A 23,173-nucleotide genomic window follows, 5' to 3' on the forward strand; every position below is an offset into this window, starting at 1 on the left:
GAGCGTCAGCTCTTGTCGACGGACTTGGCTCCGCCCTTGGCCCCGCTCTCGGCCTCGCTCTTGGCCTCGTCCTTGGTGTCGGCCTTCACTTCGTCCTTCGTGGCAGCGTTCGCCTCAGCGTTCGCAGGCTCCGCGGGGGCCTCCGGCTCGACGATCTCCTCCCGCCCCGGGCGCTTCCTTGCGGACAGCACGAGGTAGACGACCGCCAGGAGGAAGACCACGATGGCGGTCCATACGTTCAGCCGCACGCCGAGGATGTGGTGCGCGTCGTCGACCCGCATGTACTCGGTCCAGCCGCGCCCGGCGCAGTACGAGGCGACGTACAGCGCGAACGCCCGGCCGTGTCCGAGCTTGAAGCGGCGGTCGGCCCAGATGACGAGCAGGGCGACGCCGACGCACCACAGGGACTCGTACAGGAAGGTGGGGTGGTACGTGCCGGGGACCCGGCCGTCCTCCGCCGAGGTGATCTTCAGGGCCCAGGGCAGATCCGTGGGCTTGCCGTACAGCTCCTGGTTGAACCAGTTGCCCCAGCGGCCGATGGCCTGGGCGAGGGCGATGCCGGGGGCCAGCGCGTCGGCCCAGGCGGGCAGCGGGATGCCGCGGCGGCGGCAGCCGATCCACGCGCCGACCGCGCCGAGCGCGATCGCCCCCCAGATGCCGAGGCCGCCCTCCCAGATCTTGAAGGCGTCCACCCAGTCACGGCCGTCGCTGAAGTACAGCTGGTAGTCCGTGATCACGTGGTAGAGGCGGCCGCCGACAAGGCCGAACGGCACGGCCCACACGGCGATGTCCGCCACGGTGCCGGGCCGGCCGCCGCGGTCGACCCACCGCTTGTTGCCGAGCCAGACGGCTACGAAGACGCCGATGATGATGCAGAACGCGTAGCCGCGCAACGGAATGGGTCCGAGTTCGACCACACCGCGCGACGGACTGGGAATGAAGGCAAGGTCCATGACGCGTCCGACGCTACCGTGCCGGGCGTCGGGGGCGGCAACCGGTCCGGCTACGTATCCATAACAGGACCACCGCCCCCGCGCCACGGGCGTCAGCTCTTGTTCGCCTCCGCCACCATCTGCTTCAGCTTCTGGGGCGTCACCGGGTTCCGCTGGTCGCCGAAGATGTCCTTGCCGTCGAGCCGCACGGTGGGGGTGCCGCGCAACTTCGCGTCCTGGAACGCCTTGTTGGACTTCTGGACCCAGCTGTCGTGCGCACCGTCGTCGACGCACTTCTTGAAGGAGTCGGTGACCAGACCGTCGACCTGGCCCGCGAGGTCGAGCAGCTTGTCGTTCTTGCCGAACGCGTCGTCGGATTCGGCCGGCTGGTTCTTGTAGAGCACGTCGTGGAACGGCGCGAACTTGCCGGCGTCCTGGGCGCAGGCCGCCGCGTTCGCGGCGCGCAGCGAGCCGCTGCCGCCGAGGTTCCGGTCGATGAGGGTCGCCAGGTGGTACTCGACCTTGAGCTGGCCCTTCTCGGTGAGCTCATGGATGGTCGAGCGGAAGCCGTCCTCGAAGCCCTTGCAGGCGGGGCAGCGGAAGTCCTCCCAGACGGTGAGGGTCGACTTGGCGCCGTCCTTGCCCGCGGGGAGCGCCAGCCGGTCCTTTCCTGTCGCCCCCTTCGGCACGGCCACCGGGCCCGACGAGTCGCTCTTGTCGTCGTCCGAGCCCGCGGCGAGCAACCCCACCACGGCGGCGAGGCCGAGGACCCCGACCACGGCGGCCCCGACGATCAGCGCCCGGCGCTGCTTGTCGCGGGCCTTCTGCCGCTCTCGCTCTTCCGTCAGCCGCTCGCGGGCCGATCGCTTTCCCTCACGGTTCTTCTCGCTCACACCCGGCCAAACGAACCGGGGAGGCACCAGCGTGCCTCCCCGGTCCAGGTCCACCCGTACGAGTTACGCGGGGGCGCGCACCCCGTCCGCGAGTTCACCGGCGAGCGCGCGCACGGCGGCAAGTCCTGCGGCCTTGTCGGGCGCGTCGAGCATCCGCTGCACGAAGGCCGAGCCGACGATCACGCCGTCGGCGAAGCCCGCGACCTCGGCGGCCTGGCGGGCGTTGGAGACGCCGAGTCCGACGCAGACCGGCAGGTCAGTGGTGGCCTTGGTGCGCCGCACCAGGTCCTGGGCCTGCTCGCCGACGGATTCGCGGGTGCCCGTGACGCCCATCAGCGATGCCGCGTAGACGAAGCCGGAGCCCGCCGCCGTGATCGTGGCGAGCCGCTCGTCCTTGCTGCTCGGCGCGACGACGAAGACCGTGGCCAGGCCATGCTTCTCGGCGTGCTCCCTCCAGAGCGCGGACTCCTGGACCGGCAGGTCGGGCAGGATGCAGCCCGCGCCGCCCGCCTCGGCGAGCTCGGCCGTGAAGCGCTCCACGCCGTAGCGGTCGATCGGGTTCCAGTACGTCATGACGAGCACCGGCCTGCCGGTCGCCTCGAAGGCCTCGCGCACCGTGCGCATGACGTCGGCGATCTTCAGGCCCGCCTTGAGTGCGATGTCGTCGGCGGTCTGGATGACCGGGCCGTCGAGCACCGGGTCGGAGTGCGGCAGGCCGACCTCGACCACGTCGGCGCCGCCCTCGAAGGCGGCCTTGACCGCCGCGATGCCGCCGTCGACGGTCGGGAACCCGGCGGGCAGGTAGGCGATGAGGGCGGCGCGCCCCTCGGTCTTCGCGGCCGCGAGGGTCTCGTCCAACAGCTGGATGTTGCCGCTCACTTGGCGTCCCCCTCGATCTCCGCGGTGGCTGCCGCGTCCGCCTCGACGGCGGCGTCCGTGTCGTACAGGCCGAAGTAGCGCGCGGCCGTGTCCATGTCCTTGTCGCCCCGCCCGGAGAGGTTGACGACGATCAGGCCGTCCTTGCCGAGTTCCTTGCCGACGTCGAGCGCACCGGCGAGCGCGTGGGCGCTCTCGATGGCCGGGATGATGCCCTCGGTGCGCGAGAGCAGGCGCAGGGCCTGCATGGCGGCGTCGTCGGTGACCGCGCGGTACTCGCCTCGGCCGCTGTCCTTGAGGTAGGCGTGCTCGGGGCCGATGCCGGGGTAGTCGAGGCCCGCGGAGATCGAGTAGGGCTCGGTGATCTGGCCCTCCTCGTCCTGGAGGACGTACGACCGGGAGCCGTGCAGGATGCCCGGCTCGCCCGCGGTCAGCGTGGCCGCGTGCTCGCCGGTCTCGACGCCGTGCCCGGCGGGCTCGCAGCCGATGAGGCGGACACCGGCGTCCGGGATGAAGGCGTGGAAGAGGCCGATGGCGTTGGAGCCGCCGCCCACGCAGGCCACGGCGGCGTCCGGCAGGCGTCCGGCGCGCTCCAGGACCTGCCGCCTGGCCTCGACGCCGATGACGCGGTGGAAGTCGCGGACCATGGCGGGGAAGGGGTGCGGGCCCGCGACGGTCCCGAAGAGGTAGTGGGTGCGGTCCACGTTGGCGACCCAGTCGCGGAACGCCTCGTTGATGGCGTCCTTGAGGGTGCGGCTGCCGGACTTCACGGCGACGACCTCGGCGCCGAGCATCCGCATCCTGGCCACGTTCAGGGCCTGGCGCTCGGTGTCGATCTCGCCCATGTAGATGGTGCATTCGAGGCCGAAGAGCGCGCAGGCGGTGGCCGTGGCGACGCCGTGCTGTCCCGCGCCGGTCTCGGCGATGACGCGGGTCTTGCCCATGCGCCTGGTGAGCAGGGCCTGGCCGAGCACGTTGTTGATCTTGTGGGAGCCGGTGTGGTTCAGGTCCTCGCGCTTGAGGAACACGCGGGCGCCGCCGGCGTGCTCGGCGAAGCGGGGGACCTCGGTGAGGCTGCTGGGCCTGCCCGTGTAGTTGACCAGGAGGTCGTCGAGCTCGCGGGCGAACTCGGGGTCGCTCTTGGCCTTGTCGTACTCGACGGCGACCTCGTCCACGGCGGCGACGAGTGCCTCCGGGATGAACTTGCCGCCGAACGCGCCGAAGTACCCTTCGGCGCTGGGGATTCGACCCTCCGGGTCGGGGATGAAGTACTCGCTTGACATGCGGAAACCTCGCAATGGCTGACGCTGGCGTGTGGCATGAGATCGCCCAGTCGCCGTAGCTGGAGCAGGTTCCGTCGCGACCATCGCCCGGCGTGGGCTGGTCGCGCGGTTCCCCGCGCCCCTGAAGGGGCGCCCTCAGCTCGGTCGGCGCTCAGGGCGCCGTCGCCATCGCATCCCGGGGATCTGGCCCGGCTCCGCACCGATGTGGTACCGCACCCGCCGGCCCCGCACGCGCCGCGCGGGCGCCCGGCAGCCGCGGGGGCGGCAGCCGGGTGCGAGGCGGGCGGAGATGGCCATGAGGAGGGTCAGCCCCGTCCGTGGCGGAGGGCCGGGTGGGTGCCCGCGGCGACCAGGTCGGAGACGGCGGCCCGCGGGTTGCCGCCGGTCACCAGGGACTCGCCCACGAGCACCGCGTCGGCGCCCGCGTTGGCGAAGGCGATCAGGTCGTGCGGGCCGCGCACACCGGACTCGGCGATCTTGACCACGCTGTCCGGCAGCTCGGGCGCGATGCGCTCGAAGGTGGAGCGGTCGACCTTCAGGGTCTTCAGGTCGCGGTTGTTGACGCCGATGACCCGGGCGCCCGCGTCCACGGCACGGTCCGCCTCGTCCTCGTCGTGCACCTCGACGATGGGCGTGAGGCCGATCGATTCGGCACGCTCGATGAGGGATTCCAGGGCGGGCTGCTCCAGGGCGGCCACGATGAGCAGCGCGAGGTCGGCGCCGTACGCCCTGGCCTCCCACAGCTGGTACGAGGTGACGATGAAGTCCTTGCGGAGCACCGGGATGTCGACCTTGGCCCGGACGGCCTCCAGGTCGGCGAGCGAGCCGCCGAAGCGGCGCTCCTCGGTGAGTACGGAGATGACGGCGCCGCCGCCCGCCTCGTAGTCGGCGGCGAGACCCGCCGGGTCGGCGATCGCGGCGAGCGCGCCCTTGGAGGGGCTGGAGCGCTTCACCTCGCAGATGACCTTGACGCCGTCGCCGCGCAGGGCCGCCGCGCCGTCCTTGGCCGCGGGAGCCTTGGCCGCACGCTCCTTGAGCTCGTCGAGGCTGACGCGTGCCTGCCGCTCCGCGAGGTCGGCACGGACTCCGTCGATGATCTCGTCGAGCACACTCACGCGAGCGGCCCCCTTCCCTGACGGTTGAGCTGACGTTCAAGCTGGTCACTGCGATGGTATCCGCAGGAGGGCGAAGCCCCCGCATCCGGTTGACACCCGTCCCACGACCTGGACCGCCGCGACCCCTCGCGGCCTGCGGTTTCAGGGATGCAGCCATGACCCGAACGGCAGATTGCGGACCACGGTGAAGAGCGTGACGAGGACGCCGAAACCCCACAGCTGAAGGGGTCCGGCATTGATCCGCAGGGGCCGTCCGCGCACGGCCCCGAGCACCCACGCGGTCCACACCACGGCGAAGAGGACGTATCCGGCGACGGCGAGCGCGTTGGCGCCGAGGGCCGCAGCGAGATCGCCGTGGGCGACGGCGTGGGCGCTGCGCAGGCCGCCGCAGCCCGGGCACCAGATGCCGGTGAGGCGCAGCAGCGGGCAGGCGGGGTAGTGGCCGGGTTCGTTCGGGTCGACGGCGCCGACGTAGGCGAAGGCGCCGAGGACCGAGGCGAGCACACCGGCGGGAACGAGCAGGCGGGTCAGGGCGGCGGGCGCGGCGCTCCCGGGTTCGGCGGTCACCCGTGCATTGTGCCGCGCGCCCGGGCGCGTCGCCCGGCGGCCCGGCCGGGGACCCGGCGTCCGCGGACGCGAAAGAGGCGGCCCCGGCGCCTGCCGGTCCGCCTCTTGTCCGTACGGCGAGGTCAGCTCTCGGAGCCGGCGGCCCGGCGCTGCGGACGCTTCTCCGAGCCCAGGCCCGCCATGCGCATGGCACCGCCCACGAGGCCGCCGATGGCGATGAGGGCCATGCCGGCCCAGAAGCCGGGGACGTTGGCCATCACCATGAAGGCGCCCGCGACGCAGAAGCCGATGAAGGCGATGATGGATCCGGTCCAAGCGGCCGGGGTGTGTCCGTGGCTGCCCGCCATTGATGTGCTCCTCGTTGCTCTGTGCGCGGCGGTGGGTGGGAAGCCCGCCACGCGTCCCGACGGTCGGTCACATTGTCCCGTACGCGCGCGGGTGCCCCGAGCGCGGGGGGTCATGTTCCGCGCGTCGGGTCCTCGCCGCGGTCGAGGGCCTTCCACAGCTCCTCGGGCCGCTCAGGGTCGACGGCCCGGCGGGCCTTGCGGGGGGCCGGGGTGCCGTCGCGTTCGTAGCGTCCCGACATCGCGGGCCAGGAACGGCCGTACGTGAGCGCGAGCAGCCCGGCGAGCAGGATCAGCACGCCCGCGGCGGCGGCGGCGTACGGCCAGCCGGTGTGGGAGAGGCCGCCGATGGTGGCGGCGGTGTCGCCGGCGGCCGTCGCGGCCTTCTCGTCGAGGGCGCCGCTGTCGTCCGCGCCGAGCAGGGCGGCGGCCACGATGCCCCCGCCGCTGAGCGTGAGCAGCAGGGAGACCAGGACGCGTCCGGTGCGGCGGACCGCGAAGACGGCGACGAGGGCGGCGAGGCCGACTATGGCGAGGGCCGCTGGCACGCCGGTGACGTCGCTGCCCTTGGCGGACAGCGGCAGTTGGCCACCGGCCACCGACGCGGTGCCGTGGGCCCAGTCCTGTCGGGAGGCGAGCAGCGCGAGGGCGGCGCCGACGGCGCCGAGCAGCAGCGCCGCGGCGATGCTGCGCCTGCTGCTGCGCTGGGCCCGGCTCTCGGGTTCGGCCTCGGTACGGGGCGGTGGTACGGCAGAAGTCACCTGTCCACTATCCCTCACGGCTCGAACTGTCGTGCAGCCGGTTCGCCGTGTGGATGGCGCGCAGCACGGCGGCGGCCTTGTTGCGGCACTCGGTGTCCTCGGCGACGGGGTCGGAGTCGGCGACAACCCCGGCTCCGGCCTGCACGTATGCCGTGCCGTCGCGGAGCAGGGCGGTGCGGATGGCGATGGCGGTGTCGGAGTCGCCCGCGAAGTCGAGGTAGCCGACGCAGCCGCCGTAGAGGCCGCGCCGGGACGGCTCAAGCTCGTCGATGATCTGCATCGCGCGGGGTTTGGGGGCGCCGGAGAGGGTGCCGGCCGGGAAGCACGCGGTGAGCACGTCGAAGGCGGTGCGGTCGGCGGCGACGCGGCCGGTGACCGTGGAGACGATGTGCATGACGTGGGAGTACTTCTCGATGGACATGAAGTCGACGACCTCGACGGAGCCCGGCTCGCAGACCCGGCCCAGGTCGTTGCGGCCGAGGTCGACGAGCATCAGGTGCTCGGCGCGCTCCTTGGGGTCGGCGAGCAGTTCGTCGGCGAGCGCCTGGTCCTCCTGCGGCGTCGCGCCGCGGTGCCGGGTCCCCGCGATGGGGTGGACCATGGCGCGGCCGTCCTCGACCTTGACGAGGGCCTCGGGCGATGAGCCGACGACGTCGAATCCGTCGAAGCGGAACAGGTACATGTACGGCGAGGGGTTGGTGGCCCGCAGCACGCGGTAGACGTCGAGGGCGCTCGCGGTGCACGGGGTCTCGAAGCGCTGCGAGGGCACGACCTGGAAGGCCTCGCCGGCCCGGATGCGTTCCTTGATGTCCTCGACGGCGTCCTGGTACTGGAGGCCGCCCCACAGGGCGGTGTACTCGGGGAGCTCGGAGGGCGGCAGGGCGGCCGGGGGCTGGGAGAGCGGCCGGGAGAGGTCGGCCTCCATGACGTCGAGGCGGGCCACGGCGTCGGCGTAGGCCTCGTCGACGCCGGTGTCGAGGTCGTTGTGGTTGATCGCGTTGGCGATCAGCAGGACCGAGCCGTCCCAGTGGTCGAGGACGGCGAGGTCGCTGGTGAGGAGCATGGTCAGCTCGGGGAGCCGCAGGTCGTCCCGCTCGCCGGGGCCGATCTTCTCCAGGCGGCGCACGATGTCGTAGCTGAGGTAGCCGACCATGCCGCCGGTGAAGGGCGGCAGGCCGTGGGCGCTGACCACGTCGCGCGGGGTGTGCAGTATGCCGATGGTGGCGCGCAGGGCTTCGAGCGGGTCGCCGGAGGTGGGTACGCCGACGGGCGGGGTGCCCAGCCAGTGGGCCTCACCGTCGCGGACGGTGAGGGCGGCGTCGCTGCGGACACCCACGAAGGAGTAGCGGGACCACAGGGCCCCGGCGCGGCCGTTCTCCGCGGACTCCAGGAGGAAGGTGCCGGGGCGTTCCGCGGTGAGCTTGCGGTAGAGGCCCACGGGGGTGTCGCCGTCCGCGAGGAGCTTGCGGCCGACGGGGATGACGCGGCGGTCGGAGGCCAGCTTGCGGAAGGTCTCGAGGTCCATGGCAGCAGACCCTACTGACCGGGCGCGTCGGCGCCGGGCACGCGGAGGACGGGCAGCACGTCGGTGTCGAAGCAGGTGCGGGTGCCGGTGTGGCAGGCGGCGCCGACCTGGTCGACCTGGACGAGGACGGTGTCCGCGTCGCAGTCGAGCGCCACTTCCTTGACGTACTGGAAGTGGCCGGACGTGTCGCCCTTGACCCAGTACTCCTGGCGGCTGCGGGACCAGTAGGTGCAGCGGCCCGTGGTGAGGGTGCGGTGCAGCGCCTCGTCGTCCATCCAGCCGAGCATCAGCACCTCACCGGTGTCGTACTGCTGGGCGATGGCGGGGACGAGACCGTCGGCGCTGCGCCTGAGGCGCGCGGCGATCTCCGGGGCGAGGTTGCTGCTGGGCGGCGGAACGCTGGTCATGGGCCCATTGTGCCGCGCGTCGGCGGGGCTTCTGATGGCCGTCCACTGGGCGGACCGGTGCCGCGGTCGTAGGCTGGCTGTCATGTCGACCCATGCGAAGCGTGAACGACTTCTCCTCGCCGATCTGTTGGAGGCGGAGGGCCCCGGGGCGCCCACCCTCTGCGAGGGCTGGAAGACCCGTGACCTCGCGGCCCACGTCGTGGTGCGCGAACGCCGCGCGGACGCGGCGGGCGGGCTGCTGATCAAACAGCTGGCCGGGCGCCTGGAGCGGGTGCAGGCCGAGTTCTCCGCGAAGCCGTACGACGAGCTGATCCAGCTCATCAGAACGGGTCCGCCGCGGTTCTCGCCCTTCTCGCTCAAGCAGATCGACGAGGCGTCGAACGCCGTCGAGTTCTACATCCACACCGAGGACGTGCGCCGCGCGCGGGCCGGCTGGACGCCGCGCGTGCTCGACCCGGTCTTCTCGGACGCCCTGTGGTCCCGTCTGGAGCGCACGGCCCGCCTGGTGGGCCGCAAGGCGCCGGTGGGCCTGGTCCTGCGCCGTCCCGACGGCCAGACGGTGGTGGCGCACCGGGGCGCTCCTGTGGTGACGGTGACCGGTGATCCCGCGGAGCTGCTGCTGTTCGCGTACGGCAGGCAGGAGGTCGCGGACGTCGGTCTCGACGGTGACAAGGACGCGATCACCGCCCTGCACGAGACGAAGCGGCTGGGGCTCTGAGAGGCCGCGTCGGCGTCGGTGCAGGTGCCGCGTCAGCGCGGGAGTTCGGCGCGGCGCAGGGGCGTTGAGCAGAGGCCGATGAGGCCGCCTGTCGCGCACAGCGCCGCGCAGGCCGCGTAGACCGGTTCGATGCCCCACGCGCCGATCGCGGCGCCGACGACCGGGTAGCAGAGCGGGGCCATGCCCATGCTGAAGAGGGCGGCCACGCTGGTGACGCGGCCGAGGTAGGCGGGGTCCGCGACGGTCTGCGTGAGCGCGCCGATCAGGGCGCCGCCGAGGCCGATGCACAGGCCGACGCAGAGCCCGCCCGCGGTGGCCGTCGCGACCGAGGGCGCGAAGCCGATCCAGGCCAGGGCGGCCGAGCCGGCGAGGACGCCGCAGGACTGCACCGCCCCGGCCCGGGGTATGCGCCCGCGCACGGTGAGCAGGAGGGCGGAGAGACCCGCTCCGGCGCCGAAGCCCGCGACGATCCACCCCATGCCGACGGCGCCCCAGCCGCGCTCGTCGGCGAGCAGCACCAGGCCGATGTTGGCGGGGCCGGAGAAGCCCAGCTCCATCACCGCCGCCATGAGGATCAGTGGGCCGAGCACGCGGTGGCCGCGGATGTACCGCAGTCCGTCGGCGAGTTGGCGTCCGGGCGGGCCGCCGCGCGCCGCCGCCTCGTCGTCGGCGGTGGTGGCGGCGGCGGCGGCGATGGTGGGCAGCGGGCGCAGACGTACGGCTGTCAGGAGCGCCAGCGAGAGGGCGAACAGCGCGCCTGCCGCGCCGAACGCGGCCGCCGGGCCGCCGAGCGCGACGGCGAGGCCGCCCAGGGGCGCCGCGGCCACGGTGGCGATGCGCTGCGCGAGTCCCCGCATGCCCTGCACCCGGCCCAGCTGTCTGCGCCGGGTGATGCGCGGCGGCAGCGCGCCGACGCTCGGCAGGAAGAGCGCGTCGACCGCGCCGAAGACCAGTGCGAGGGCGGCGAGCAGCCAGATCGCGGGCGTGGTCAGGAGGAGCAGCAGGGCGGCGGAGAGGATCACGGCGCAGCGCACCGCGTCGCTGGCGATGACCACGCGGCGCGGTCCGAAGCGGTCGGCGACGACTCCCCCGCCGAGCATGAGGGCGGCGCGGGGGACGGCTCCGGCGGCGAGGACCAGACCGGCCTGCGCGGCGCTTCCGCCGGCGGTCGCGGCCCAGGAGAGGGCGATGAAGTAGACGCCGTCGCCGACCATCGAGGCGGTGTAGGCGCTCAGCCAGCGCAGGACGTTGGTGTCGCGGTGGGCGGGGCGTTCGGCCGGGGCGAGCGGTGTCGCGGCGGTCACGGGGGCGGCCGCTCAGATCCGGAAGGGGAAGCTGGCCAGGTGGACGGCGACGTTCTCGCGTCCCTCGGTGTCGCCCGCCGCTTCGGCGGCCTTGCCCTGCTCCTCGTACTTCATGACCAGCGCGTGGATCTCGGCGTTGAGCCGGGTGAGTTCGGCGGGGTTCAGGCGGGCGAGGAAGTCCGACTGGTCCGCCGCGGTGCGCCACTCGGCGCCCCAGGCCGCCTGCTGGTCCAGGTAGGTCTCGTACTGCTCCCTGCGGTGGGCGAGCAGGCCGCGGACGACGGCCGCGTGCGTGGCGGCCCCCTCCGGGGTGTCCTTGAAGTCCTCGTGCCGGAAGCTGAGGGTGTCCTGTGCCGCCTGCCACCACCGCTCCCGCCCATCCTCGCTCTGCGTCCCGGCCTCCTCGATGAGGCCGTGCTCGGCGAGCTTGCGCAGGTGGTAGCTGACGAGCGAGACGACCTCGTCGGCCTGTGCGGCCAGTTGCGAGGCGGTCGCGGGGCCTGCCACGCGCAGGGCGCTGTACAGCTTCAGCCGCAGCGGGTGGCCGAAGGCCTTGAGGGTGCCGATGTCCGTGATCCGGCGACGGTTCTCCATACCCCCAACGTAGATATGAAAGTATAATTGCGCAACAGATCTTTCGCAACAGATCTTTCGCATCTCGGCAAGAGAACGCCGCCACGGCCCGAAGGCCGTGGCGGCGGAGAGTTCGTCTACCGGACCGGGTACCCGGCCTCCCGCAGCGTCCCCTTGACCTCGCCGATCCGCAGATCGCCGAAGTGGAAGACCGATGCCGCGAGCACCGCGTCCGCGCCCGCCGCGATGGCGGGCGGGAAGTGCTCGAGCCTGCCCGCGCCGCCGGAGGCGATGACCGGAACGGTGACGTGCTTGCGGACCGCCTCGATCATCTCGATGTCGTAGCCGTCCTTCGTGCCGTCGGCGTCCATCGAGTTGAGCAGGATCTCGCCCGCGCCGAGCTCGGCCGCCCGGTGTGCCCATTCGACGGCGTCGATCCCGGCGGACCTGCGGCCGCCGTGGGTGGTGACCTCGAAGGAGCCCGACGCGGTGCGCCGGGCGTCCACCGAGAGGACGAGCACCTGACGCCCGAACCGCTCCGCGATCTCCCGGATCAGCTCGGGCCGCGCGATGGCCGCGGTGTTCACGCCCACCTTGTCCGCGCCCGCGCGCAGCAGCTTGTCGACGTCCTCGGCGGTGCGGACGCCGCCGCCCACCGTGAGCGGGATGAAGACCTGCTCGGCGGTGCGGCGGACCACGTCGTACGTGGTCTCGCGGTCGCCGGAGGAGGCGGTGATGTCCAGGAAGGTGAGCTCGTCGGCGCCCTCGGCGTCGTACACCTTGGCCATCTCGACGGGGTCGCCCGCGTCACGCAGGTTCTGGAAGTTGACGCCCTTGACGACGCGGCCGTTGTCCACGTCGAGGCAGGGGATGACGCGTACGGAGAGTGTCATGACGCCTCGGCTCCCCGGTACGCCTCGACCTCGACCTCGACGACCAGGCTCGGGTCGATGAAGCCGGAGACGATCAGCATCGACGCGGCGGGCCGTACGTCGTCGAAGAGCTCCTTGTGGGCGCGGCCCACCTCTTCGACGTCCCGCGCGTGGGTCAGGTACATCCGGGTGCGGACGACGTGCTCCCGGCCGAGGCCGAGCTTCTTCAGCGCGTCGAACGCGGTCCGGAAGGCGTTGACGGTCTGCTCGTACGGGGTGCCCGCGTCGATGACGCCGTTCACCACGGAGGTGCAGCCGGAGACCAGGACGAGGCCGTTGGGCAGCTCGACGGCGCGGGAGTAGCCGATGGCGTCCTCCCACGGGCCGCCCGAGCCCACCCGGCGTACGACGTCGCTCATGACGACGCCACCGCGGCGAGCGCCTCTTCGAGGGTGAACGCCTTCGCGTACAGCGCCTTGCCGACGATCGCGCCCTCGACGCCGAGCGGGACGAGCTCGGCGATGGCGCGCAGGTCGTCCAGCGAGGAGACACCGCCCGACGCCACGACGGGCCGGTCCGTGGCCGCGCAGACGTTGCGCAGGAGCTCCAGGTTGGGGCCCTGGAGCGTGCCGTCCTTGGCGATGTCGGTGACGACGTAGCGCGCGCAGCCCTCGGCGTCCAGGCGCGCCAGGGTCTCGTAGAGGTCGCCGCCGTCGCGGGTCCAGCCGCGGCCGCGCAGCGTCGTGCCGCGCACGTCGAGGCCGACCGCGATCTTGTCGCCGTGCTCGGCGATGACCTTGGCCACCCACTCCGGGGTCTCCAGGGCGGCCGTGCCGAGGTTGACGCGGGTGCAGCCGGTGGCGAGGGCGGCGGCCAGCGAGGCGTCGTCGCGGATGCCGCCGGACAGCTCGACCTTGACGCCGTCACCCGCGATGCTCCCGGCGACCTCGGCGATCAGCTCCCGGTTGTCGCCGGTCCCGAACGCCGCGTCCAGGTCGACCAGGTGCAGCCACTCGGCGCCCGCCCGCTGCCAGGCGAGGGCGGCCTCCAGCGGGGAGCCGTAGGAGGTCTCCGAGCCGGACTCGCCGTGGACGAGACGTACGGCCTGGCCGTCGCGGACGTCGACGGCGGGAAGGAGTTCGAGGATGCTCACAGGGTTCCGATCCAGTTGGTGAGGAGCTGGGCGCCGGCGTCGCCGGACTTCTCGGGGTGGAACTGGGTGGCGCTCAGCGCGCCGTTCTCGACGGCGGCCACGAACGGCTCGCCGTGCGTGGACCAGTGCACGTACGGGGCGCGCATCGCCGGGTTCGCCACTTCGAGGGACCACTCGTGCACGGCGTAGGAGTGCACGAAGTAGAAGCGGGCGTCGTCGTCGAGGCCCTTGAAGAGCGAGGACCCGGCGGAGGCCTGGACGGTGTTCCAGCCCATGTGCGGGACGATCTCGGCCTTCAGCGGCTCGACCGTGCCGGGCCACTCGTCCAGGCCCTCGGTCTCCACGCCGTGCTCGATGCCGCGCTCGAAGAGGATCTGCATGCCCACGCAGATGCCCATGACGGGGCGGCCGCCGGCCAGGCGCCGGCCGACGATCCAGTCGCCGCGCGCCTCCCTGAGCCCCTTCATGCAGGCGGCGAAGGCGCCGACGCCCGGCACGAGCAGGCCGTCGGCGCCCATGGCCGTGTCGTAGTCGCGGGTGATCTCGACGTCGGCTCCCGCACGCGCCAGGGCGCGCTCGGCGGAACGGACGTTGCCGAAGCCGTAGTCGAAGACGACCACTTTCTTACGAGGAGTGCTCATGTCGCGTACGCCTCCCGTCAGTTCCAGTAGTCGAGCCGCATGATGCCCGCCGCCAGGCACATCGCGGCACCGATGGAGAGCAGCGTGATGAGGCTCTTCGGCATGCCCTGCTTGACGAACGAGATGATGCCGCCGATCAGGAAGAGGCCGACGACGATCAGGATGGTGTTCAGACCGGTCATGGGTTACAGCGCACCCTTCGTGGAGGGGAGGATGCCGACCGCGCGCGGGTCGCGCTCGGACGCGTAACGCAGCGCGCGGGCCAGGGCCTTGAACTGGCACTCCACGATGTGGTGGGCGTTGCGCCCATAGGGCACGTGCACGTGCAGGGCGATCTGCGCCTGCGCCACGAAGGACTCCAGGATGTGCCGGGTCATCGTCGTGTCGTACTCGCCGATCATCGGCGCCATCTTCTCGGGCTCGGTGTGCACGAGGTACGGACGGCCGCTCAGGTCGACCGTCACCTGGGCGAGCGACTCGTCGAGCGGGACCGTGCAGTTGCCGAAGCGGTAGATGCCCACCTTGTCGCCGAGCGCCTGCCTGAAGGCGGCGCCGAGCGCGAGCGCGGTGTCCTCGATGGTGTGGTGGGAGTCGATGTGCAGGTCGCCCTCGGTCTTGACCGTGAGGTCGAAGAGGCCGTGGCGGCCGAGCTGGTCGAGCATGTGGTCGTAGAAGCCGACCCCGGTCGACACGTCGACCTTGCCGGTGCCGTCGAGGTCGATCTCGACGACGACCGACGTCTCCTTGGTGGTGCGCTCGACCCGTCCTACGCGGCTCATGCGTCTCGCTCCTTCTTGAGTTCGCGTACCGCATCGAGGAACGCGTCGTTTTCGTCGGGGGTTCCGGTGGACACGCGCAGCCATCCCGGCACGCCGTTGTCCCGCACCAGGACGCCCCGGTCGAGGATCTGCCGCCAGACCTCGTGGGAGGCCCCTTCGCCCTCGAACCGCCCGAACTGCACGAAGTTGGCGTCGGAGTCGGTCACCTCGTACCCCAGCGCGCGCAGCTCGGTGACGAGGCGGTCGCGCTCGCCCTTGAGCTGCTCCACGTACTTCAGGAGCGTGTCGGTGTGTTCGAGGGCGGCCAGCGCGGTGGCCTGGGTGACGGCCGACAGGTGGTACGGCAGGCGCACCAGCTGCACCGCGTCGACGACCGCCGGGTGGGCGGCGAGGTAGCCGAGGCGCAGCCCGGCCGCGCCGAACGCCTTCGACATGGTGCGCGAGACGACGAGGTTCGGCCGGCCCTCGATCAGCGGGAGCAGCGAGTCGCCGTGGCTGAACTCGACGTACGCCTCGTCGACGACCACGATCGACGGCTTGGCGGCCTGCGCGGCCTCGTACAGCGCGAGGACGGTCTCGGCGGGGACGGCGTTGCCCGTGGGGTTGTTGGGCGTGGTGATGAAGACGACGTCGGGCCGGTGCTCGGCGATGGCCCGGCACGCGGCCTTCTCGTCGATCGAGAAGTCGTCGTGGCGCGGGCCCGAGAGCCAGCCGGTGCCGGTGCCGCGGGCGATGAGGCCGTGCATCGAGTACGAGGGCTCGAAACCGATGGCCGTGCGCCCCGGGCCGCCGAAGGTCTGCAGGAGCTGCTGGATGACTTCGTTCGAGCCGTTGGCCGCCCAGACGTTGGCGAGGGTGACCTCGTGGCCCGCGGTGCGGGTGAGGTAGCGGGCCAGCTCGGTGCGCAGCTCGACGGCGTCCCGGTCGGGGTAGCGGTTGAGGTCGCGGGCGGCCTCGCGGACCCGCTCGGCGATGCGCTCGACGAGCGGCTCGGGGAGCGGGTAGGGGTTCTCGTTGGTGTTCAGGCGCACGGGGACGTCGAGCTGGGGCGCGCCGTAGGGGGACTTGCCGCGCAGTTCGTCGCGGACCGGCAGGTCGTCGATGCGTACGTCGCTCACTGGCCCGGCACCTTCCAGTCGAACCGCGCCTTCACGGCCGCGCCGTGCGCCGGCAGGTCCTCCGCCTCGGCGAGCGTCACGACGTGGTGGGCGACGTCGGCCAGGGCCTCGCGGGAGTAGTCCACGATGTGGATGCCGCGCAGGAACGACTGGACGCTGAGCCCCGATGAGTGGCAGGCGCAGCCACCGGTCGGCAGGACGTGGTTGGAGCCCGCGCAGTAGTCGCCGAGGGAGACCGGGGACCACGGGCCGACGAAGATCGCGCCCGCGTTCTTCACGAGCTGCGCCACGGCGGTGGCGTCCGCGGTCTGGATCTCCAGGTGCTCGGCGCCGTACGCGTCGACAACCCGAAGGCCCTGCTCCAGGCCGTCGACCAGGACGATCGCGGACTGGCGGCCGCTCAGCGCGGGCACGATCCGGTCCTCGACGTGCTTGGTGGCGGCGACCTGCGGCGCCAGCTCCTTCTCGACCGCGTCGGCGAGCGCGAGGGAGTCGGTGACGAGGACCGCGGCCGCGAGCGGGTCGTGCTCCGCCTGGCTGATCAGGTCGGACGCGACGTGCGCCGGGTCGGCGGTGTCGTCGGCGAGGACCGCGATCTCGGTCGGGCCCGCCTCGGTGTCGATGCCGATGCGGCCGGTGAAGTAGCGCTTGGCGGCGGCGACCCAGATGTTGCCGGGGCCGGTCACCATGTTGGCGGGGGCGCAGGACTCGGTGCCGTACGCGAACATCGCGACGGCCTGGGCGCCGCCGACCGCGTACACCTCGTCGATGCCGAGGAGCGCGCAGGCGGCGAGGATCGTCGGGTGCGGAAGGCCGCCGAAATCGGCCTGGGGCGGGGACGCGAGCGCCATCGACTCGACGCCCGCCTCCTGCGCCGGGACCGCGTTCATGATCACGGACGAGGGGTAGACGGACCGGCCGCCCGGCGCGTACAGGCCGACGCGCTCGACGGGCACCCACTTCTCGGTGACCGAGCCGCCCGGCACGACCTGCGTGGTGTGCGGGGCGCGGCGCTGCTCGCGGTGGACGGCGCGGGCGCGGCGGATGGACTCCTCCAGGGCCGCGCGCACTGCCGGGTCGAGACCGTCGAGGGCCTCCGTGAGGGCGGCGGCGGGCACCCGCACCTGGTCCAGGCGGACGCCGTCGAACTTCTCCGCGTAGTCGATCAGGGCCGCGTCGCCACGATGATGCACGTCCTCGCAGATGGGCCGCACCTTCTCCAGGGCGGCCGCGACGTCGAAGTCGGCACGGGGCAGCAGGGCGCGCAGGGCGGGACCCGACGGAAACTCCGTGAGGGCATCGCCGCGCAGATCGATTCGAGAGATCACATGGCCAATTCTCTCAGACGTTCTTTCCGTACCGGTCGCCCGTATCACTGGCTGATATGCACCCCGCAAGACAGCGTTCACCACTAGCGTTCAGCCGGTCACAGAGCGGGCATGAAACAGGTGTGCGAGAGACGCGCACTCGGAGCGGAGGACGAAAGCAGTGGTCGACGACGCCACCGGCGACCCGCCGGACGGGCTCACCGCCGCGGAGATCGGCATGTGGCAGGCCTTCCGCAACGGCAGCGTCTACGACCTCAGGTCCGGCGACCCCGCCGCCGACGATCCGCACGGCGGCCACCCCTGGGGCCCGGAGCGCAGCGTGCGGGCGCGCATCGTCTGCTGGCTGCTGCTCGACGGGCCGCCCGCGCTCGCCGGACGGGTCTCCGCGCTGAAGCTCGCGGGCGTGCAGATCACCGATGTGCTCGATCTCGCGGGCGGCACGATCGTGCCGTACACCGAGATGAAGCACTGCCGCTTCGAGAAGGAGGTGCTGCTGCCCGAGACGCGCTTCGCCACGCTGCGGCTCGTCGACTGCTCGATCCCCCGCGTCGAGGCCGCCCGGCTGCACACCGAGGGCGACCTGCACCTGCCGCGCTGCCGGATCCACAACGGCATCCGCCTCACCGACGCCCACATCGGCACCGACCTGCTCCTGAACCAGGCCATCGTCTACCGCGACCGGCGCAGCCGCTCCATCACCGGCGACGGCCTCACCGTCGGGCAGGACCTGCAGGCCGAGATGATGGAGTCGCACGGCGAGCTGAGCCTGCGCGGCGCGAAGATCGGCGTCTCGCTCAGCCTGCGCGGCAGCAAGCTCATCAACCAGTACGGGCGGCACGCCCTCAACGCCCCGCAGCTGACCGTCGAGCGCACCCTCTACCTGACCCCGGCGGCCGTCGGCAATCCGCCGCAGACCAGCGGCACGACACCGGCCCGCGGCACCCGCGTGCAGCGCTTCGAGTGCGAGGGCGGCATCCGTCTGGACGACGGCCGCTTCGGCGACGCCATCGACTTCGCGCAGGCCCGCTTCACGCTCCACAACGACCAGGAGCTCTCGCTGCGCCGCGTCCAGACGCCCGAGCTGCGCTTCCTCGGCGAGGCGCCGCAGTGCGGGAAGGTGGTGCTGTCCGGCTCCAGGGTCGTCAACCTCATCGACCGGGCGGCGAGCTGGCCGGGGCCCGGCGGCCTCCAGATGGGCGGGTTCACGTACGAGAACCTCGTGCCGCAGGGCAGCTTCCCGCTCGCCCGGCGCCTGGCCTGGGTGGCGGCCGCGACGGCCGAGTACAACCCCGAGCCGTACGAGAAGCTCGCCGCCGTCCTGCGCAACGGCGGCGAGGACGCGGACGCCCGCGAGGTGCTCCTCGCCAAGCAGCGCCGGCGCCGCGAGACGCTGCCGCTGGCGGCGAAGCTCTGGGGGTACGCCCAGGACTGGACCGTGGCCTACGGCTACCGGCCGGGCCGGGCCGCGGTCTGGATGGCCGTGCTCTGGGCGGTCAGCGCGGTGGCGTTCTCGCGCGCCGACCACCCGGCGATCAACGAGGGCGAGCACCCGAACTGGGACCCCGCCCTGTTCTCCCTCGACCTGCTGCTGCCCGTCATCAACCTCGGCCAGGACACCGCCTGGCAGCTGAACGGCGGCTGGCAGTGGTTCTCGACCGTGCTGATCCTGCTCGGCTGGATCCTGGCCACGACGGTGGCGGCGGGCGCCACCCGGCTGCTGCGCCGCAACTGAGAGCCTGTCTCTGAGGCGGGGCGCGCCGAGCGGGCCCCGCGGCCGGAATCCGGCGCCCGGCCGCCGAACCGTTACGCGACGGCAGGCAACCTTCCCCGCCCCTGGACCGTCATCCCAGCGACCACGATCGAGCAACCACGACGGTGACCGGCGAGCCCGCGCGAGCGGCGCCGGTTGAGGCGTAAAGGAGGGCACGGTGCTGCGTGCCTTCATCCGTACCGCCCGCATGGTCCGGCACACCCCGCGCCTTGCCACCGGGCTGCCGCCGGACGACGAGGTGCTCCTCGACGTGCCCGACGAGCGGCTCGCCCCCGCGCTCGTCGCCGCGGGCCGCGGCGACTACGGGCCCGCGTCGAAGGTCCTCGCCACCACTCGCGAGGCCGCCGAGTGGGAGAACCGCGACCGCTACACCGTGCGGCTGGCCGCGTTCGCCCGCTCCCGTCCCGAGTGGTTCGACGACTGGCTGAGCGCGTGCCCGCACGACCCGGACGCCCTGCTCGTCAAGGCCGAGCTCGCGATCGTGCGCGGCTGGGAGTCACCGGCCCGCGCCGAGCTGCTCCGCGAGGCGGGCCCGCTGCTCAACGCCGCCGCCGAGGCCGACCAGCGCGACCCGGTGCCCTGGCGCATCGCCCTCGACCACGCCCGCGGCACCCACGCCTCCCACACCGTCTTCGAGCAGCTGTGGGAGGAGGCGGTGCGCCGCTCCTCGTACCACTACGGCTGTCACGCCTCCGCCCTGCAGTACCTGTCGGCCGCCTGGTACGGCTCGCACCGCGAGTGCTTCGACTTCGCCGAGCGTGCCGCGGCCGACGCGCTGCCCGGCTCGCTGATACAGGTCCTGCCCGCGCGGGCCGCCTTCGCCTACCTCACCAGTCCTTCGGGGAAGGTTCCGCGCGAGCGGCTCGACGCGGCGGCCGACCTCGCGATCGCCCTGTCGCGGGAGTACGCGGCCGGGGACCCCTGGCCCGCCGAGGTCCGCAACCTCCTGGTGTACGTCCTGGTCCGCCTGGAGCGCTGGGACGACGCCCTGGAGCAGCTGCGCCTGATCGGGCCGTACGCGACGTCCTTTCCCTGGGACCGGATGGCCGACGACCCGCTCGCCCAGTTCCTGGAGCTGCGCGACGGCGTACGCATCGAAGTGGCGTCGATGACGCCGCTGCGCACTCCGCGCGGACCGCACCGCTCCGGCGAGCATTAGGCTTGCCGGTCGTGACCACCCGGCTTCCGCTCTTTCCGCTCAACTCGGTGCTGTTTCCCGGCCTCGTGCTGCCGCTGAACGTCTTCGAGGAGCGATATCGCGCCATGATGCGCGAGCTGCTCAAGACCTCCGAGGAGGACCAGCGTCAATTCGCCGTCGTCGCGATCCGCGACGGCCTGGAGGTGGCGCCGAGCGCGCCCGGCCTCCCCGATCCGACGGCGCTGCCCGACCACGGCCCGGCCGCGGGCTTCGGCGAAGAACCGCTCAAGGCCTTCCACACCATGGGCTGCGTCGCGGACGCGGCGACCATCAGGGAGCGCGCCGACGGCGGCTTCGAGGTCCTCGCGACCGGCACCACGCGGGTCCGGATCCACTCGGTCGACGCCTCGGGCGCGTTCCTCACCGCCGAGGTCGAGGAGGTGCCCGACGAGCTCGGCGACGGCGCGGGCGCGCTGGCCGACGGGGTGCTGCGGGCCTTCCGCTCCTACCAGAAGCGGCTGGCCGGGGCGCGGGAGCGCTCGCTGTCGACCGGCGCGGAGCTGCCCGACGACCCGTCCGTCGTGTCGTACCTGGTCGCCGCGGCGGCCGTCCTGGACACCGGCACCAAGCAGCGGCTCCTCGAGGCCCCGGACGCCGCATCGCGGCTGCGGGACGAGCTGGGACTGCTGCGCTCCGAGACCGCGATCATCCGGAACCTGCCGTCGCTGCCCGCGACGGACCTCACGCGCGGGACGACCAGCCTGAACTGACGCACGTACGTACGTAGGCCCGCATCCGAACACAAGGCACGAGGCGCGAGCACCTTGGCGAAGAAGCAGAAGAAGCAGCAGTCCGGCGGCACCCCGGCGACGGTGGCGCTCACCGCCGCGGGCACCGACTTCACCGTCCACGCCTACGAGCACGACCCCGCCCACCCCTCGTACGGCGAGGAGGCCGCCGAGGCCATGGGCGTCTCCCCCGACCGGGTCTTCAAGACGCTGGTCGCCGAGGTCGACGGCGAGCTCACCGTGGCCGTCGTCCCGGTGGCCGGTTCCCTGGACCTGAAGGCGCTGGCCGCCGCGGTGTCCGGCAAGCGTGCCGTGCTGGCCGACCCGGTGGCCGCCGAGCGCACGACGGGGTACGTGCTGGGCGGCATCTCCCCGCTCGGCCAGCGCAAGCGGCTGCGCACGGTCCTGGACGACTCGGCGTCGGCGCACGCCACGATCTGCGTCTCGGCGGGCCGCCGCGGCCTGGAGGTGGAGCTGGCACCGGGCGACCTGGCGGAGCTGACCGGCGCGGTGCTCGCGCCGATCGGCCGGGCGTAGGGCCGGGCGCCCACGGCGACGTGAAAGCGCCCTCGACACCTGCCCCGCACGGGACTAGTACCGAGGGCATGTCGAAGAAGACGCGCATGCGGAAGTGGCGGGCGAAGAAGCGCAAGGCCAACCACGGGAAGCGTCCCGCCTAGGGGCTGGACACCGGCTAGGGGTTCATGCCCTCGGGACGGCCGCCGCGGGGCCCCACGTAGTGCTGTCCGTCGTAGGGCGCCGGATACGGCTCGGGGTCCCGCGGACCGAACAGCGCGGTGAGGCCGAGGTGCACGGCAAGGGCCGCCACCGGCCAGGCCAGGAGTGTCCCCTTGGCCTTCAGTTCGAGCGGCGCGTCGAAGACGACGCCCTTGCCGAGTGACTTGGCGTGCGCCACGACGTCCGTCTCGGGACCGAGCCAGATGCCGACCCGCCACGCGAGCAGCGCGCCGAGCAGGCTGCCGAGCCCGAGCCCGACGACGAGCGGGATGCCGCCGCGCTTGCGCAGCAGGAACACGACGACGCCGCAGACGACGCCGAAGCCGAGCGCCAGCAGTGTGAACGTTCCGTCCACGCCTATCGCCTGCTCGCCCTCGGTGTCCCTGAGGTACACCGCCCTGCCGTCGGAGATGAGCGGCACCCGCGGCGCCAGCCATGTCCACAGCGCCCCGAGCAGCAGGCCGCTGACGGCCACCACGACCAGGATCACCGCGGCCTGCCGCACTTCGCTCTTCATGCCGGGACCGTCCTCCTCGTATCCGTGAGGACCGTGCGCGGACGTCGCTCCCGGCGGCTGCGCGGCTGCCTGCCAGGGGTCGTACGGGCTCCGGTCGTGCGCGGTCCTGTCATGCGGGGTGTGGTCGTGCGGCGGTTGTGAGGGTGTCAGCGGTGCGGTCACCCTCACATCGTGCCAGCACTCCCTGTGCGGCGCGTCATCGGACGGCTGCCCGGCGGAAGGCCCAGGTGGCGACGGCGAGCGAGACCACGCCGACGCCCGCGCAGACCGCCAGGTCGAGAGCGACCACGGCCCAGTCCGGATCCGGACCGAACGTACGGGCGAAGGCCTCCACGCCGTACGTCGAGGGCAGCAGGTCCCTCGCCCACTGCAGCGGCGCGGGCATCCGGTCGGCCGGAAGCACCCCGAGCAGCAGCGCCGCCGACATGCCCATCTGGCCGAGGAGCGTGGCCAGTTCCGGCCGCGGCGCGAGCAGGCCGAGGGCCGCGCCGAGCCCCGCGAGGGCGGCGCCGGCGAGCGGGATCACCGCGACGAGCACCCACAGGTGGGTGAGCGGCAGGCCGAAGAGCCCGCAGCCGACGATCGCCGTGACGAAGGTGCCGGGCACCGTGAAGGAGGCGTACGCGGCCGCCGCCCCGAGGACCACGGCGGCGGGCGGCACGGGCAGTGTGGCGTAGTGGTCGAGGCCGCCGTCGGAGCGGAGCTGCCCGAAGTACTGCGCGAGCAGGTTGAGCGCGACGAACGCGACGACGAGCACGGATGATCCTGCGACCACGGCCCGCGCCTCACCACCCCCGTCGACGACGCCGCGCATCAGGATCATGATCCCGACGGACTGGAAGGTCGCCACGAACAGCAGCGGGATCCGGGCGACCCGGGCCCGGGACAGCTGGGCCCGGTACACGGCACAGAGCGCCGGGAACAGCCGGGCCGGGGGGCCGAGGGGCGCGGGCCCGCCGGCCTCCTGCTCCGCACGGGTGGTGCCGGCCCGCACGGCGGCCTCCAAGGGAACCGCACTCACCGAATGCCCCT

General features: G+C 72.6%; 27 protein-coding genes. 5 read left to right on the forward strand and 22 right to left on the reverse strand.

Going from position 1 to position 23,173, the window contains the following annotated elements; translation table 11 throughout:
- Positions 1–5: 5 nt before the first annotated feature.
- The 10 genes from lgt to hisI all read right to left on the reverse strand — a co-directional run bounded on the left by lgt (position 6) and on the right by hisI (position 8,703).
- Positions 6–953, reverse strand: a complete 948-nt coding sequence (gene lgt / locus ACFVYR_RS23405) for a prolipoprotein diacylglyceryl transferase (protein WP_384255803.1) — start codon at positions 951–953, stop codon at positions 6–8.
- A gap of 92 nt (positions 954–1,045) precedes the next feature.
- Positions 1,046–1,825: a DsbA family protein gene (locus ACFVYR_RS23410; protein WP_384255805.1), complete on the reverse strand. Its 780-nt coding sequence runs from the start codon at positions 1,823–1,825 to the stop codon at positions 1,046–1,048.
- A gap of 63 nt (positions 1,826–1,888) precedes the next feature.
- Positions 1,889–2,704 (reverse strand): tryptophan synthase subunit alpha, encoded by an 816-nt coding sequence (gene trpA, locus ACFVYR_RS23415; protein ID WP_384255808.1) that lies wholly within the window; start codon positions 2,702–2,704, stop codon positions 1,889–1,891.
- Entirely contained in the window at positions 2,701–3,984 is a 1,284-nt protein-coding gene (trpB, locus tag ACFVYR_RS23420) for a tryptophan synthase subunit beta (protein WP_384255811.1), read from the reverse strand. The genes trpA and trpB overlap by 4 nt, the downstream gene beginning before the upstream one ends.
- 305 nt (positions 3,985–4,289) lie before the next feature.
- The gene (trpC, locus tag ACFVYR_RS23425; protein ID WP_384255814.1) at positions 4,290–5,099 is read right to left on the reverse strand and encodes an indole-3-glycerol phosphate synthase TrpC; all 810 of its coding nucleotides are present in this window, start codon (positions 5,097–5,099) and stop codon (positions 4,290–4,292) included.
- A gap of 141 nt (positions 5,100–5,240) precedes the next feature.
- On the reverse strand, positions 5,241–5,666 hold the full coding sequence (locus ACFVYR_RS23430) for a DUF2752 domain-containing protein (protein ID WP_384255817.1): 426 nt from the start codon (positions 5,664–5,666) through the stop codon (positions 5,241–5,243).
- A 122-nt stretch (positions 5,667–5,788) separates the two neighbouring features.
- Complete coding sequence (locus ACFVYR_RS23435; RefSeq protein ID WP_384255819.1) at positions 5,789–6,013, reverse strand: HGxxPAAW family protein; 225 nt, start codon at positions 6,011–6,013, stop codon at positions 5,789–5,791.
- Positions 6,014–6,123: 110 nt separating this feature from the next.
- On the reverse strand, positions 6,124–6,771 hold the full coding sequence (locus tag ACFVYR_RS23440; RefSeq protein WP_384255822.1) for a TIGR02234 family membrane protein: 648 nt from the start codon (positions 6,769–6,771) through the stop codon (positions 6,124–6,126).
- A gap of 7 nt (positions 6,772–6,778) precedes the next feature.
- Positions 6,779–8,296 (reverse strand): anthranilate synthase component I, encoded by a 1,518-nt coding sequence (locus tag ACFVYR_RS23445; RefSeq protein WP_384255825.1) that lies wholly within the window; start codon positions 8,294–8,296, stop codon positions 6,779–6,781.
- Positions 8,297–8,307: 11 nt separating this feature from the next.
- Positions 8,308–8,703: a phosphoribosyl-AMP cyclohydrolase gene (hisI, locus tag ACFVYR_RS23450; protein WP_384255828.1), complete on the reverse strand. Its 396-nt coding sequence runs from the start codon at positions 8,701–8,703 to the stop codon at positions 8,308–8,310.
- An 82-nt stretch (positions 8,704–8,785) separates the two neighbouring features.
- Between hisI and ACFVYR_RS23455 the strand changes: the two genes are divergently transcribed.
- On the forward strand, positions 8,786–9,421 hold the full coding sequence (locus tag ACFVYR_RS23455) for a TIGR03085 family metal-binding protein (RefSeq protein WP_384255831.1): 636 nt from the start codon (positions 8,786–8,788) through the stop codon (positions 9,419–9,421).
- 32 nt (positions 9,422–9,453) lie between these two features.
- On the opposite strand, the gene ACFVYR_RS23460 is transcribed toward ACFVYR_RS23455, so the two are convergent.
- From ACFVYR_RS23460 to hisD, 10 genes are all read right to left on the reverse strand, one after another.
- Positions 9,454–10,725, reverse strand: coding sequence for an MFS transporter (locus ACFVYR_RS23460; protein WP_384255835.1), 1,272 nt, complete (start codon positions 10,723–10,725; stop codon positions 9,454–9,456).
- 12 nt (positions 10,726–10,737) lie between these two features.
- Complete coding sequence (locus tag ACFVYR_RS23465; protein ID WP_384255838.1) at positions 10,738–11,319, reverse strand: ArsR/SmtB family transcription factor; 582 nt, start codon at positions 11,317–11,319, stop codon at positions 10,738–10,740.
- A gap of 116 nt (positions 11,320–11,435) precedes the next feature.
- Positions 11,436–12,191 carry an imidazole glycerol phosphate synthase subunit HisF gene (gene hisF, locus ACFVYR_RS23470; protein ID WP_384255841.1) on the reverse strand — a complete coding sequence of 252 codons (756 nt, stop codon included), beginning with the start codon at positions 12,189–12,191 and terminating at the stop codon, positions 11,436–11,438.
- A complete protein-coding gene (locus ACFVYR_RS23475; RefSeq protein ID WP_384255843.1) occupies positions 12,188–12,589 on the reverse strand; it encodes a RidA family protein in 402 nt (133 codons plus the stop codon). The genes hisF and ACFVYR_RS23475 overlap by 4 nt, the downstream gene beginning before the upstream one ends.
- Positions 12,586–13,323, reverse strand: coding sequence for a bifunctional 1-(5-phosphoribosyl)-5-((5-phosphoribosylamino)methylideneamino)imidazole-4-carboxamide isomerase/phosphoribosylanthranilate isomerase PriA (gene priA / locus ACFVYR_RS23480; protein WP_384255846.1), 738 nt, complete (start codon positions 13,321–13,323; stop codon positions 12,586–12,588). The genes ACFVYR_RS23475 and priA overlap by 4 nt, the downstream gene beginning before the upstream one ends.
- Positions 13,320–13,964, reverse strand: coding sequence for an imidazole glycerol phosphate synthase subunit HisH (gene hisH, locus ACFVYR_RS23485; RefSeq protein ID WP_384255849.1), 645 nt, complete (start codon positions 13,962–13,964; stop codon positions 13,320–13,322). The genes priA and hisH overlap by 4 nt, the downstream gene beginning before the upstream one ends.
- Positions 13,965–13,981: 17 nt before the next feature.
- Complete coding sequence (locus tag ACFVYR_RS23490; protein ID WP_384255852.1) at positions 13,982–14,146, reverse strand: hypothetical protein; 165 nt, start codon at positions 14,144–14,146, stop codon at positions 13,982–13,984.
- A gap of 3 nt (positions 14,147–14,149) precedes the next feature.
- Positions 14,150–14,743 carry an imidazoleglycerol-phosphate dehydratase HisB gene (gene hisB / locus ACFVYR_RS23495; RefSeq protein WP_384255855.1) on the reverse strand — a complete coding sequence of 198 codons (594 nt, stop codon included), beginning with the start codon at positions 14,741–14,743 and terminating at the stop codon, positions 14,150–14,152.
- Positions 14,740–15,861, reverse strand: coding sequence for a histidinol-phosphate transaminase (locus ACFVYR_RS23500; protein WP_384255857.1), 1,122 nt, complete (start codon positions 15,859–15,861; stop codon positions 14,740–14,742). Before ACFVYR_RS23500 ends, hisB begins: the two co-directional genes overlap by 4 nt.
- Positions 15,858–17,189, reverse strand: coding sequence for a histidinol dehydrogenase (gene hisD / locus ACFVYR_RS23505; RefSeq protein ID WP_384255860.1), 1,332 nt, complete (start codon positions 17,187–17,189; stop codon positions 15,858–15,860). The genes ACFVYR_RS23500 and hisD overlap by 4 nt, the downstream gene beginning before the upstream one ends.
- Before the next feature lie 217 nt (positions 17,190–17,406).
- On the opposite strand from hisD, the gene ACFVYR_RS23510 reads away from it, so the two are divergent.
- From ACFVYR_RS23510 to ybaK, 4 genes are all read left to right on the forward strand, one after another.
- Positions 17,407–18,921 (forward strand): oxidoreductase, encoded by a 1,515-nt coding sequence (locus tag ACFVYR_RS23510; protein WP_384255926.1) that lies wholly within the window; start codon positions 17,407–17,409, stop codon positions 18,919–18,921.
- A gap of 226 nt (positions 18,922–19,147) precedes the next feature.
- Positions 19,148–20,119, forward strand: a complete 972-nt coding sequence (locus tag ACFVYR_RS23515) for a hypothetical protein (RefSeq protein ID WP_384255929.1) — start codon at positions 19,148–19,150, stop codon at positions 20,117–20,119.
- A gap of 2 nt (positions 20,120–20,121) precedes the next feature.
- Positions 20,122–20,868: an LON peptidase substrate-binding domain-containing protein gene (locus ACFVYR_RS23520; RefSeq protein ID WP_384255863.1), complete on the forward strand. Its 747-nt coding sequence runs from the start codon at positions 20,122–20,124 to the stop codon at positions 20,866–20,868.
- Between the two features lie 54 nt (positions 20,869–20,922).
- A complete protein-coding gene (ybaK, locus tag ACFVYR_RS23525; protein WP_384255866.1) occupies positions 20,923–21,423 on the forward strand; it encodes a Cys-tRNA(Pro) deacylase in 501 nt (166 codons plus the stop codon).
- A 157-nt stretch (positions 21,424–21,580) separates the two neighbouring features.
- Here ybaK and ACFVYR_RS23530 read toward each other — a convergent pair whose 3' ends face one another.
- Both ACFVYR_RS23530 and ACFVYR_RS23535 read right to left on the reverse strand, forming a co-directional pair.
- Positions 21,581–22,303 carry a DUF2567 domain-containing protein gene (locus tag ACFVYR_RS23530; protein WP_384255869.1) on the reverse strand — a complete coding sequence of 241 codons (723 nt, stop codon included), beginning with the start codon at positions 22,301–22,303 and terminating at the stop codon, positions 21,581–21,583.
- A gap of 34 nt (positions 22,304–22,337) precedes the next feature.
- Positions 22,338–23,162, reverse strand: a complete 825-nt coding sequence (locus tag ACFVYR_RS23535) for an ABC transporter permease (protein WP_384255872.1) — start codon at positions 23,160–23,162, stop codon at positions 22,338–22,340.
- Positions 23,163–23,173 lie beyond the last annotated feature (11 nt).

Source organism: Streptomyces sp. NPDC058284 (assembly GCF_042881135.1).
In the GTDB taxonomy this organism is placed as follows: domain Bacteria; phylum Actinomycetota; class Actinomycetes; order Streptomycetales; family Streptomycetaceae; genus Streptomyces.